Source organism: Caballeronia sp. RCC_10, from assembly GCF_041360715.1.
In the GTDB taxonomy this organism is placed as follows: domain Bacteria; phylum Pseudomonadota; class Gammaproteobacteria; order Burkholderiales; family Burkholderiaceae; genus Caballeronia; species Caballeronia grimmiae.
This window is the reverse complement of record NZ_JBFUPT010000007.1, coordinates 206,306-218,281: the sequence shown is the minus strand read 5'-3', so window position 1 is coordinate 218,281 and position 11,976 is coordinate 206,306. Positions and strand designations below refer to the sequence as shown.

Genomic DNA, 11,976 nt, shown 5'->3' with positions numbered 1-11,976 from the left:
CAAAAGCCTGACGGCAACGAGGCATCGGGAGAGTTTTGGCGCGTGCAGGAGCGCCGTCGCAGAAGGCTCTGCAGAGAGTCAGTCAGGCGTTCCGGAGGTGCATCCGGTGGGGGACACGGCATCCACGCAAGCACAAGAGAACGTGGAATGCAAAAGCCGTTAGCGTCGCTTGCGATAAGCGAAGCGGATTTTCTTCGTAAGCACTCGGAAAGCAGCGGCGATACGACGCGAGCGACGCGTGATCGAACGCGCGTCGCCCGAAAGGGAATGACTACTCGATTTTGGCGCGTAGCTCCCGCGCGGTTTCCAGCAGTCCCTCATAGCCGGAACGCGCATGCGATGGCAGATCGGGATCGCCGACGAGCGTGCCGAGCGTCTCGATCAGGCTGTAGAGAATGCCCTTCGCCGCGCCGGCGGCCATCCTCCCGGCCGCGACGGATTCGTCGACGTGGGTGATCGCCGCATCGAAATGCTCGACGTCCGGATGCGGCTCCTGTAGATCGGGCTCGGTCGAGCGTGTGTCGCGCGGCTCGGTCGGGTCGCTGTTCATGATGGTCTGCCTCCGTGGCTAGTGCGAGCTTCATGTATAGCGCCGCGGCGCGACCGCCGCAATCCGTGCATGCCGCGCCGCAGTGTCGCGCGGCATAACGGCCGGTCAGGATGCAGGCAACTCCTCCACCGGCACGATACGATGCACGCGCCGGCCGTCGACCTCATGCACGCCTGCGGCACGATGCGGGACACCGTGGTCCATCAGCAAGGCGCGCAGCTCGTTGATGACCGGAAAGACCTCGTGATTGTGGTCCGCGCCCTGCCGATCATGCGCTTCCTGTTCACGTTCGACGATCCACCGATCCTCCTTGAAGATACGCTCGGTAAACCACACGAGCAGCGGCCACGCGGCATCGAGCAGAACGGGTATCTTCGGGCGGCGAATCGACAACAGGCCGAAGGTACGATTGGTACGCTGTTTCGCATCGAGCGGGACGTAGGCGATCCACAGGTCCATCACCATCGTCTCGTCCTTCGTGCGGATCTTGAGCGTCTGATACGGATACTCGGTGCGGATCGTCATCACGTCCTTGTGCGCCGGATCCGTTTTCTCGCCGCGCTTCTGGCCGAAGACGAGCGCCTCGCCGATCGGCTGCTTGCCCGCCTCGCGCGCGAAGGTGTAATCGACCTCGATCCAGTCCTCGCCCCGCCGGCGCCCGACCGACCGCGCCCGCATGCTGCCCATCTGCCGCCGGTGCAGGAACTGATGGTTCATGTCCATCAGGTTCTCGTGCATGAACGTGTAATGGCAGTTCACTTCCTGCCCGAAGCGCCGGGTCTTGTACGCTTTGTCGGCTGCGGATGAGAGGGACGGAAACCGGGCGGTATCGGCGAGTTGCGGATCGCCCGTGAAGACGAACACGAGGCCCGCCTCTTCGCGGCACGGATACGCGCGCACGCCATTGGGCAGGCGCTCGCGGCCGAGGTACGGAATGTCGGTACAGCGGCCAGTGCAGTCGTATGTCCAGCCGTGATAACAGCAGCGGATCGATTCGCCATCGACGACGCCCGCCGACAGCGGCACCTGGCGATGCGCGCAACGGTCCTCGAGCGCGAACACCTTGCCCGAGTCCGTGCGAACGAGCACGATGGGATCGCCCGCAAAGCGCACCGAGTGCGCACGCCCGCGCTTCACTTCGCGCGACCACGCGAGCGGATACCAGTGATCGGGATGAATGTCGATGCGGCGCAGATCGCGCGGCGGGCTTGCGGGTGCATCGATGGAACCGGCTTCCTGCTCGCCTTGCGGCAACGCTGCGTGCATGTAAAACGCTCCGGTGAAAGGAGATCGGATTACGCGCCGGTTCACATGCCGGCGCAATGGAACGATCCTTCGCAGTCTACACGGCGCCGCTCCTTTCGGCGCGAGCGGCGGCTATGTTTGCGCTTGTTTGATGAAGACGAGACTGAAGTTGTTCGCCGGCATCGCCACTATTTCCCCGAGCGCGAAACCGGCCTGGCTCGCCAGCGACTCGACCGCTTCCATGTCCCGAACGCCCCAGTATGGATTCGTTGCGCGCAGTTGGGCGTCGAACGCTTCGTTGCTCGGCGCGGTATGCGCGCCGTTGCGTCGATACGGTCCGTACAGGTACAGTACGCCGCCCGCACTCAGCCGTTCGGACGCGCCGCGCACGAGCGCCTCGGCCGCTTCCCACGGCGCGATGTGGATCATGTTGATGCACACGATGGCCGCGACGGAGCCGATGCCCCAGTCGGCGCTCGTCACGTCGATGGCAAGCGGCGCGTTCAGATTCGCGAGACCCGCATGCGTGCGCCACGCCGCGATGGCGTCGCGGGCGGCGGCGTCGGGATCGCTCGGCTGCCAGACGATGCCCGGCAACGCGGCGGCGCAGTGAACTGCATGTTGTCCTGTGCCGCTGGCGATCTCCAGCACGACGCCGCCGGCCGGCAGCACGCGTGCGAGGACGGCTAGAATCGCATCGCGATTGCGTTCGGCGGCGGGTGCGCGGCGGCGTACGCCGTCGCCGGGAGTCGCGGGGGCTTGCGTCATGGGAAGCGGTTTCGAAGGCGGAGAGTGTCACCGAGCCTAAGGGCGCGCATGCCGCGTCGTCAAGCGAGACAACGCCGTGATGAACCGTGGCGCAGAACGTGCTGTCGCGCCGCAAGTACGGTGCGCGTTCAAACCTGTGTATGCTGCCGATGATTCCGCGAGCGCTCAGTGAACTGCGGCAGCATCGTCGAAGGCATGACGACCAGCCGGCCGCGCACCGCCGCGTATCCAAATCGGAGCGAAACATGCAGCAAGACCCTAACGCCGATTCGCATCAAGCACCACGCGAAGGCCCCGACGAAGAGACCATCGCGTTTGCAGCCGAAGTCTTCAACGCTGCGCGCCGGGGCGACGCCCCGATGCTCGACGCCCTGCTCCACAAAGGATTGCCGCCTAACCTGCTCAACGACAAGGGCGACAGCCTCGTGATGCTCGCGAGCTACCACGGCCATGCCGACGCCGTGCGCGTGCTGCTGGAACACAAAGCCGATCCGAATCTGCGCAACGACAACGGCCAGACGCCGATCGCGGGCGCGGCGTTCAAGGGCTTCAAGGACGTGATCGAAACATTGCTCGCGCATGGCGCGGACGTCGAAGGCGCATCGCCCGACGGACGCACCGCCCTGATGATCGCGGCAATGTTCAATCGCGTCGAGATCGTCGAGCTGCTGATTGCGCGCGGTGCGAACCCTGATGCGCGCGATCAGGGCGGCCTGTCCGCCAGCGACTTCGCGCAGAAAATGGGCGCGGGCGATACGGCGGCGCAACTCGCGAGTCGTCCCGCATCGCCCGGCGCCTGATCGGCGAAGGACACGGGGCCGCGCGCTCGCCGCGTTGGTCGACAAAATGCAAACCAGGAAGATGGCACGGATAGATGGAGCTCTTGTGATGACAGGCGGTATCTCGACCGGCCATGCGGCGTTCGCTGCGCCCTTTTGGATACAGCGTGCATGGCGCGCCGCATCGCGCCTGATCGCCGGCTTGTCGCGGCTCTCGACCGGCTTCGTCGTGCTCGCCGCGTGCGCGCTGTCGGCGTGCGGCATCTTTCCGCAGCAGACGCCCGCGCCCATCGTCGAGCACTCGTACATCCCGGCTCCGAACGAAACCGAAATCGCCGATGCCGAGGAGCCCGCGTCCGCTGTCTCGGTGCCGGAGCCCGCGTCGGCCGTGAAGCCTCCGCCTGCGCCGAAGCCCAAGCGCCGGATCGTGAAGCCGAAGCCGCAGGAGCCGGTCATCGCGACGCCCGTCGAGCCGCCGGAACCACCGCCGCCTCCGCCGCAGATCATTTCGACGCGCATCATGCAGCACGACCAGTTGCACGGCCTTCTCGACGCCGAGGTGCAGCGCCCGGACGGCAAGATCGTGGGCCGCGCGGTGGACTTGTACGTGGACACCTCGGCGAAGCCGAAGCTGCTGATGGTGAACCTCTCGGGTTTTCTGGGCGTTGGCGATCGCAAGGTGAACTTCCCATGGACCGCCTTCCGCTTCACGCCGAACGCGAAGACCGCGCCGATCACCTTTCTGCCTCCGCCGCCGCCCGCGAAGGGCAAGCCTGCGGACCCGGCGCCGAAGCCGCAGCCCGTCAACGAGACCCCGCCGGGTTTCATGCAGCTCGTCGATTCAACGGTCACGCAAAAAAGCGGCGCGCGCATCGGACGCGTGGTCGACGTGCTGGTCGACTCGCAGGCCCAGCCGCAGGCGCTCGTCGTGGACCTGTCGAGTTCACTTGCAGCGGATAAACGTCACGTTGCGGTGAACTGGGGCGATCTGCACGTCGTCTCGCGCAACAAGCAACTCGCGCTGCAGATGGACTTCAACGACGCACAGCTCAAGGCGTCGCCGACCTACGGGCCCGAGCAGCCGATCAAGATCGTGTCGCCGGCCGCACCGGTGGCGGCTTCATCGGCGACGGCTGCGGCTTCGGCCCCGGCGGGCTCGACGCCTTCCGGCACGTCCGCCTCGGGCTCGGTGGCGGCACAGGCTTCTTCGTCGGGCGCGCGGCCCGCCCGATAAACGGATCACGACATGGATAACAGAATCACGACATGGTAATTGCACGAAGTCTGCGTGCGCTCGACTGGCTGAACTTCTTCGTCGCCAACGTGCAGACTGGCTTCGGCCCTTTCATTGCGTCGTATCTCGCCGCCCACAAGTGGACGCAGGGCGAGATCGGCCTGATGCTGTCCGTCGGCACGATCACCGCGATGGCGAGCCAGCTTCCCGCGGGCGCGCTCGTCGATGCCATGCGCAACAAGAAGTTCGCGGCGCTCTCGGCGATCATCGCGATCATCCTGAGTGCGCTGCTGCTCGCCGCCAGCCCGACCTTCGTCCCGGTGTTCGCCGCCGAAGTGCTGCACGGCTTCGCGAGTTGCATGCTCGTCCCGGCGATGGCCGCCATCTCGCTCGCCCTCGTCTCGCGCGCCGATCTCGGCGACCGGCTCGGCCGCAATGCGCGTTGGGCATCGATCGGCAGCGCGCTGACCGCGGCGCTGATGGGCGCGTTCGGCGAATATCTGTCGCTGCGCTCGGTGTTCTTTCTGACGGCGGCGCTCGCGCTGCCGGCGATCGTCGCATTGCGCATGATTCACTACGAGCCGCCGCCCGTCGTGCCGCGCACTTCGCCCGGCAAGCCGAAGCTCACGCCCGAGGGCGAAGAGCGCGAATCGCTGCGCGAGTTGCTCAAGGACAGGCGTCTGCTCATTTTTGCGGCGTGCGTGGTGCTGTTCCATCTGTCGAACGCGGCGATGCTCAATCTCGCCGCCGGCGAGGTCACGGCGCACATGGGCGACAACGTTCAACTCGTGATCGCGGCGTGCATCATCGTGCCGCAGTTCATCGTCGCGGTATTGTCGCCGTGGGTCGGACGGCAAGCGCAGAAGTGGGGGCGGCGTCCGATCCTGATCCTCGGTTTCTGCGCGCTGCCGGTCCGCGCGCTGTTGTTCGCGGGCGTAAGCAGCCCGTACCTGCTGGTGCCGGTGCAGATGCTCGACGGCATCAGCGCGGCCGTGTTCGGCGTGATGCTGCCGCTCATCGCTGCCGACGTCGCCGGCGGGCGCGGGCATTACAACCTCACGATCGGCTTCTTCGGCCTCGCGGCGGGCGTCGGGGCGACGCTGTCGACGGCGGCGGCGGGCTTTGCCGCCGATCGCTTCGGGACGGCGATGAGTTTCTTCGGTCTCGCAGGAGCGGGCGCGCTGGCGGTGGCGCTGGTCTGGCTGGCGATGCCCGAGACACGCACTGAGCATGCCGCGCCGGAAGTGGAAAAGCCGCCTGTGGAGGCCTGAACCGCGCTGGTCCGGTTCAGCGCAGCGGCTTCAAATCGCCCAGCAAAGTCGGCACCAGTTCACTCACCGTCGGATGCACGTGCATCGCGCGTTGCAGCGTGGTGTACGGCGCATCGGCGTTCATGATGTCGACGAACGTGTGGATCACCTCGTCGCCTTCGATGCCGTAGATCGCGGCTCCGAGAATACGCTTCGTGTTCGCATCGACGAGCGCCTTCATGAAACCATCGGTTTCGCCGCGTTCGCGCGCACGGCCGACGCGCGTCATCGGCATCGTCGCGATCAGCGCGTCTCTGCCGTCCTTCCGCACCTCTTCTTCGCTCATGCCGACGCGGGCGAACGGCGGATCGACGAACACCGCGTAGGTCATGATGCGCGTATCGACGCTGCGCGACTCTCCGTCGATCACATTGGCCGCGACGATCTCGTAATCGTTCCAGGATGTATGCGTGAACGCGCCGCGCCCGTTGACGTCGCCGATCGCCCAGACGCCTTCGACGTTCGTGCGCAGCTGGCCGTCCACGTCGATCAGTCCGTGTCTGTTCACTACGATGCCCGCTCTATCGAGACCGAGGTCATCGGTATTCGGTGTGCGTCCGGTCGCGAAAAGCAGATGCGACGCAACGATCGGTTCATCGCCAAGCGAAATGCGCAGCCCTTCGCCCGAACGCTCCACGCGCTCGGCTTGCGCGCCGAAGCGAAACTCGATGCCCTCGCGCACGAGCACGTCCTGCATCGCCCGGGCGATGTCGGCGTCCTCGCGCGTCAGGATGCGATCGCCGCGCACGAGCAGCGTGACGCGGCTGCCGAAGCGCCTGAACATCTGCCCGAATTCGAGCGCGATGTAACTCGCCCCGACGATCACGAGATGCTCGGGCACCTTCGTCAGTTCGAGAATCGTCGAGTTCGTGAGATACGGGACACTGTCCAGCCCATCGATGTGCGGAACGGTCGCACGCGTGCCCGTATTGATGAAGATCATGTCGGCGTCGATGTCCTGCGTCGAGCCGTCGTCGCTCGTGATCTCAAGCGCGTGCGGCCCGGTGAACCGGCCATGCCCTTTGAAGACGGTCATGTTCGGCGTGCCGCGCAGCCATTTCTCGATGCCATCGCGCGACGCACCGATGACCTCGTCCTTGCGCGCCTTGACGCGCGCCATGTCGATTGTGATCTCGCCGCCGATATCGACGCCATATCGGGACGCGGTGCGTGCGACATGCGCCGCCCGCGCGCTCGCCACATAGGTCTTGGTCGGCGTGCAACCGACGTTCACACAGGTCCCGCCGAACAGGTGCCGCTCGATCACCGCCGTGCGCTTGCCGCTTTGCGCGAGCTGCACGGCAAGCGGTGAACCGCCCTGTCCCGTACCGATGACGACTGCATCGAAATGCTGTGACATGCGTGAGCCTCCGGTGGCGTGCATCGACGTGATTCTTCGGAACGATGCGTTCATGATGGGGAGCGAAACGCCCGGCCATCTTACGCCGAACGACGCCGACGGGCACGGTGCGTGCTGCCCGGTTCATCTAGCGTTCATTCACCCGCTGCCTCCAAGGCGTTCAATGACAGAGACGATCTGGTTTCTCGTCGTCGGCGGCGTGCTCATCTTCATGGGGCTCGCCGGCTCGACATTCAAGCGCCTGCCGATCAGCACCGCCATGTGCTACCTCGCGATAGGCTTCGTGCTCGGCCCCGCTGGCTTCGATCTGCTGCACATCCAGCTCGACGGCGACGCGACCGTGTTGCGCCTCGTCACCGAAGTGGGGATGCTGGTATCGCTGTTCGCCGTCGGGCTGCGGTTGCGCGTGCCGCCCACCGATCGCCGCTGGCTACTGCCTGTGCGGCTCGGCTTCGTCGCGATGGTACTGACCATCGTTCCACTGACGTTCCTGTGTGTGTACGCATTCGGCATGAGTTGGGGATCGTCGTTGCTGCTCGCGGCGATGCTCGCCCCTACCGATCCTGTACTCGCCCATGACGTGCAGATCGAAAAACCCGGCGACACCGATCTGCTGCGGTTCTCTCTAACGGCCGAAGGCGGCGTCAACGACGGCATCGCGATGCCCTTCGCGCTGCTCGGTATCGCCGTATGCCGCTACGAAGCCTCACCGGACGATGCGCTGCACTGGAACTTCGTACTCCAGGCTGCGTGGGGCACCTTCGCCGCGCTGGCGAGCGGCTGGCTGCTCGGCGGCCTGACCGTGCGACTCGTCGCTTATTTGCGCACGCAGCATGGCGAGGCGCTCGGCTCCGAAGGCTTCTACGCGCTGGGACTTATCGCGCTTTCGTATGGCGTGGCCGAGTTGCTACATGCGTATGCGTTTCTGGCGGTGTTCGCGGCGGGCCTCGCGATGCGTCGCGTCGAACAGAAGAAAAGCGGCGACAAGTCTGCCCGCGAGGCGGTGGGCACGATCGACGCCGACGATGTCAGCGCCACCGCCGCCGATCCCGAGCGCGCGCACGCATTCGTGGCCGAGCGCGTGCACGGCTTCACCATCGAACTGGAACGCATCGCGGAAGTGACGATCATGCTGATGGTCGGCTCCGTCCTCGGCGCGATGTGGCGCGAGCTATTCACCTGGCATGCGGCGATCCTCATTGCCGGGCTCTTTCTCGTGGTTCGGCCGCTTGCGGTGGAAGCGTCGCTCATCGGCGCGTGTGCATCACGTCCGCAGCGCCTGCTGATGGGGTGGTTCGGCATACGCGGTGTCGGCTCGTTCTACTATCTGCTTTACGCGATCGAGCAAGCGCCGAAAGCCGTGGCTGCGCCGCTCGTGCCGTTCATCATCGCGGCGATCACGGCGTCGGTCATCGTGCATGGCATGACGTCGACGCCGCTGATGAACCGTTATCAGCGCATACAGAAAGAGGGCTGACTCCGAACCCATGAAACATCTGCTTTTCTTTTGCGGTCACGCGGGAACCGGCAAGACCACGCTCGCCAAGCGCCTGTTCGCCCCGCTGATGCATGCGACCGGCAAGCCCTTCTGCCTGCTCGACAAGGACACCCTGTACGGCGAGTACAGCGCCGCGGCGATCGGCGCGCTGACCGGCGATCCGCATGACCGCGACAGCCCGCTCTTCATCGAACATTTGCGTGACCCGGAGTATCGCGGTCTCGTCGATACGGCCGCCGAAAACCTTGCGCTCGGTGTCAGCGCGGTTGTGATCGCGCCGCTTTCCCGCGAGGTGCGCGAGCGGCGGCTGTTCGATCGCGCGTGGCTGGGCGTCGGTGACGATGTAATGATTCGCGTGGTCTGGGTCCACGTCAGCGAAGACGTGGCGCACGAGCGCATCATGGCGCGCGGCGTCCCCAACGATGCGTACAAGCTCGCAAACTGGCAGGCGTATCGCCAGCGTTTGTTCTTCCCCGACGACGCCCTCGCCGCCGATCTGCTGATGTTCGACAACACGTCGGCGTCGGCGGAAGACGAGGCGCGTTTGCTCGCGCGCCTCGTGGCTTGATTACGCGGCTGCGAGTTGCCGCGCGGTCGCCAGCGCGTTCGCGCCTTCATAGAGCTTGCCAAAGCGATTGTTCAGGAAGGCTTCGAGCGGCACCTGCTCCTGGCGCACGAAGCCGCTCTGCGGCAGCACGCCTTCACGGAACAGATCGAGTTCGGCGCACACCGCGCCGGCCGTCGTGATCTGAATCGCACTCATCGGCGCGCCGCAAACTTCCTTCGCGAAAATTTTGCGCGTGAACACGTTCTGCACGAGTTGGCCGCCGGGACCGCCTCGCATGCCTGTCACCGTAACGAAGATCAGCACGACGTCCTGCGTGGTCGACGGCACCGCGCGTTTCAACATGGCCTTCAAACCGTCGCGGTCGGTGGACATGCGCAGATCATCGAGCAGGAATTTCATCAGGTCGCGGTGGCCCGGATAGCGCACCGATTTGTAATCGAGCGTCTCAACCTTGCCTGCGAGCGTTTCGCATAACGTGCCGAGCCCGCCCGATGTGTTGAACGCCTCGTACTCAATGCCGTCGAGCGAGAAATGTTCGACGCCTTCGAGCGGTTGCACCCATTGCGTGCGGCCTTCGCGTACGGCTTCACAGGGCTGGCAATACTCGTTGATGAGACCGTCGATGCTCCACGTCAGGTTGTATTTCAGCGCGTTAGTTGGAAATTCGGGCAACGCGCCGACGCGCATCTTCACGTCACGCAGGTTGTCGAGCCGCTTGGCCAGATCGTGCGCGACGATGCCGATGAAACCCGGCGCGAGCCCGCATTGCGGCATGAATGCGGTATGCGCATCGTCGGCGATGGCGCGAATGGCATGCGTCGCGCGCACGTCTTCGGTGAGATCGAAGTAATGCACGCCCGCCGCTTTCGCCGCCGACGCGACGCTGATCGCAAGGTAATACGGCAGCGCATTGACGAGCGCATCGAAGCCGGTGAGCGCATGACGCAGCGCGGGCGTATCGGCGGAATCGACGCGCCGCGTCGCGACGCCGAGCGCGTCGAGTTGGGCGAGCGCGGGTTCATCGCGATCGAATGCAACGATGTCGAAATCGCCGGTTTCACGCAGCAAGCGGGCGATGCTCTGGCCAATCAGACCGGCGCCTATGAGAGCCACTTTCATTTTTTCGTCTCCTCTCGTGGATGCGGATGTCACCAGTCTAGGAGGACGCGAATATTGATCCTAGGCGCAAAACGATGCGGATCGACGACGTTTATCGTCATTTTGACGAGTGCAACTTGAATTTTGTCGACCAACTACCCGGCGCGGTCGATTTTTCGCGCCAGGATGATCGAAGTCGTCGTCCGCTCGACGCCCTCCAGCGCGCCGATCTCATCGAGCAGATCGTTCAGGCGATCCGGCGAATCGGCGCGCAGCCATGCGACGTAATCGAACTCGCCGCTCACTGCGCATAGCAGTTGAATTTCAGGCATACGTGCGAAACGCTTCTGCACATCGCGGCCGTACTTAGGCGCGATCTTGATGCCCACATAAGCCTGGATGCTGGCATCGAGCACGTCCTGCCCGAGCCGCACGCCATAGCCCGCGATTACGTTGTTTTTCTCGAGACGTGCAATGCGTGCGATCACCGTGGTGCGCGCGATGCCGAGTTGCCGCGCGAGATTCGCGACGCTTTCACGCGCGTTCATCTGCAGCAGCGCAACGAGATTGCGGTCGATGTCGTCCAGTTGATCGAGGCGCGGCGGTCTCATTTCGTCCCTTTGTTTTGCGTTGTCGTTGTGCGTCGATTATCGCTTTCTGCATTTTGCGTGCGGCATGCAGCATGCGGCACGCAAAACGCCGCCGCAACCTTCGATTTTTCCAGAGACGTATCGAATGTAAGCAGTTGTGGCAATGCAGGCGCTTCGTTATCCAATCGTGATACTAATATCGGGCGACGGCGACACAGCTCGTCCGCGCTGTCGACAGCCTTTCAGCGCACTCATCGGCAGGACGTGGCTCGCCTCTCTTTTCCATCGATCGAAGGACATCCCGAATGAAAAAAACACTCGTCGCCATCGTGACGTCATGCGTCGTTACCGCAGCGTTTGCTCAGGCGTCCGCTCCTTCCGCACCCGCGCCTGTGTCGGCACCCGCCGTGCAAAAGGCTGCATCCGCGCCGGCCGGATCGAAGCGAGAAGCGCGCGTCGAAGAGCGCATTGCGAAACTGCATGCGGAGCTCAAGATCACGTCGGCACAGGAAGCGCAATGGGCGCCCTTCGCGGACGCCATGCGCGACAACGCCCGCGCGATGTCCGATCTGTACCGTCAGCGCATCGCGCAGCGCGACAGCATGTCCGCGCTGGACGACATGAAGCAGTACCAGCAGATCACGCAAGCAAACGCGGACGGCACGAAGCGTCTGGTCGATGCGTTCGAGCCGCTGTACACGAGCCTCTCGCCCGAGCAGAAGAAGCTGGCCGACACGAGTTTCCGTCAGGAAGGCCGCGATCACGCACGACGCGAACACGCACACCGGACGCCTCATACATCGGGCGCAGATGCGGCATCGGCGACGAAGCCGTAAGCGCGCCCATCGACGTTAAGCGAAGTCAAGCGACGTCAAGCGACGTCAAGCGAAGTCAGGCCCGCATCGTCCGCGATGCGGGTTTTTTGCAGTTTGCAGCGATTGCCGTTAGGATCGCGCACCTCAATCGCCTATCATCT

At 64.5% G+C, this 11,976-nt stretch carries 12 protein-coding genes; 6 read left to right on the top strand and 6 right to left on the bottom strand.

The window, feature by feature from the left end; all coding sequences use genetic code 11:
• Positions 1-271: 271 nt before the first annotated feature.
• From AB6804_RS15660 to AB6804_RS15650, 3 genes are all read right to left on the bottom strand, one after another.
• The gene (locus AB6804_RS15660; protein ID WP_370887189.1) at positions 272-550 is read right to left on the bottom strand and encodes a hypothetical protein; all 279 of its coding nucleotides are present in this window, start codon (positions 548-550) and stop codon (positions 272-274) included.
• Between the two features lie 105 nt (positions 551-655).
• A complete protein-coding gene (locus AB6804_RS15655) occupies positions 656-1,816 on the bottom strand; it encodes a Rieske 2Fe-2S domain-containing protein (RefSeq protein ID WP_370887188.1) in 1,161 nt (386 codons plus the stop codon).
• A 111-nt stretch (positions 1,817-1,927) separates the two neighbouring features.
• Positions 1,928-2,563 carry a DUF938 domain-containing protein gene (locus tag AB6804_RS15650; RefSeq protein ID WP_370887187.1) on the bottom strand — a complete coding sequence of 212 codons (636 nt, stop codon included), beginning with the start codon at positions 2,561-2,563 and terminating at the stop codon, positions 1,928-1,930.
• A gap of 245 nt (positions 2,564-2,808) precedes the next feature.
• Between AB6804_RS15650 and AB6804_RS15645 the strand changes: the two genes are divergently transcribed.
• The 3 genes from AB6804_RS15645 to AB6804_RS15635 all read left to right on the top strand — a co-directional run bounded on the left by AB6804_RS15645 (position 2,809) and on the right by AB6804_RS15635 (position 5,847).
• Complete coding sequence (locus tag AB6804_RS15645; RefSeq protein WP_370887186.1) at positions 2,809-3,363, top strand: ankyrin repeat domain-containing protein; 555 nt, start codon at positions 2,809-2,811, stop codon at positions 3,361-3,363.
• An 88-nt stretch (positions 3,364-3,451) separates the two neighbouring features.
• Positions 3,452-4,576 (top strand): hypothetical protein, encoded by a 1,125-nt coding sequence (locus AB6804_RS15640; protein ID WP_370887185.1) that lies wholly within the window; start codon positions 3,452-3,454, stop codon positions 4,574-4,576.
• 32 nt (positions 4,577-4,608) lie between these two features.
• Positions 4,609-5,847: an MFS transporter gene (locus AB6804_RS15635; protein ID WP_370887184.1), complete on the top strand. Its 1,239-nt coding sequence runs from the start codon at positions 4,609-4,611 to the stop codon at positions 5,845-5,847.
• 16 nt (positions 5,848-5,863) lie between these two features.
• Here the strand turns inward: AB6804_RS15635 and AB6804_RS15630 are convergent, their stop codons facing one another.
• A complete protein-coding gene (locus tag AB6804_RS15630) occupies positions 5,864-7,246 on the bottom strand; it encodes an FAD-containing oxidoreductase (protein ID WP_370887183.1) in 1,383 nt (460 codons plus the stop codon).
• Between the two features lie 163 nt (positions 7,247-7,409).
• On the opposite strand from AB6804_RS15630, the gene AB6804_RS15625 reads away from it, so the two are divergent.
• Together AB6804_RS15625 and AB6804_RS15620 are read left to right on the top strand one after the other, a co-directional pair.
• A complete protein-coding gene (locus tag AB6804_RS15625; RefSeq protein WP_370887182.1) occupies positions 7,410-8,723 on the top strand; it encodes a cation:proton antiporter in 1,314 nt (437 codons plus the stop codon).
• 10 nt (positions 8,724-8,733) lie between these two features.
• The gene (locus AB6804_RS15620) at positions 8,734-9,312 is read left to right on the top strand and encodes an AAA family ATPase (protein WP_370887181.1); all 579 of its coding nucleotides are present in this window, start codon (positions 8,734-8,736) and stop codon (positions 9,310-9,312) included.
• On the opposite strand, the gene AB6804_RS15615 is transcribed toward AB6804_RS15620, so the two are convergent.
• Entirely contained in the window at positions 9,313-10,431 is a 1,119-nt protein-coding gene (locus AB6804_RS15615; RefSeq protein WP_370887180.1) for a saccharopine dehydrogenase NADP-binding domain-containing protein, read from the bottom strand. It abuts the gene before it with no gap.
• A 134-nt stretch (positions 10,432-10,565) separates the two neighbouring features.
• Positions 10,566-11,021 (bottom strand): Lrp/AsnC family transcriptional regulator, encoded by a 456-nt coding sequence (locus AB6804_RS15610; protein WP_370887179.1) that lies wholly within the window; start codon positions 11,019-11,021, stop codon positions 10,566-10,568.
• 284 nt (positions 11,022-11,305) lie between these two features.
• On the opposite strand from AB6804_RS15610, the gene AB6804_RS15605 reads away from it, so the two are divergent.
• The gene (locus AB6804_RS15605) at positions 11,306-11,836 is read left to right on the top strand and encodes a Spy/CpxP family protein refolding chaperone (RefSeq protein WP_370887178.1); all 531 of its coding nucleotides are present in this window, start codon (positions 11,306-11,308) and stop codon (positions 11,834-11,836) included.
• Positions 11,837-11,976: the final 140 nt, after the last annotated feature.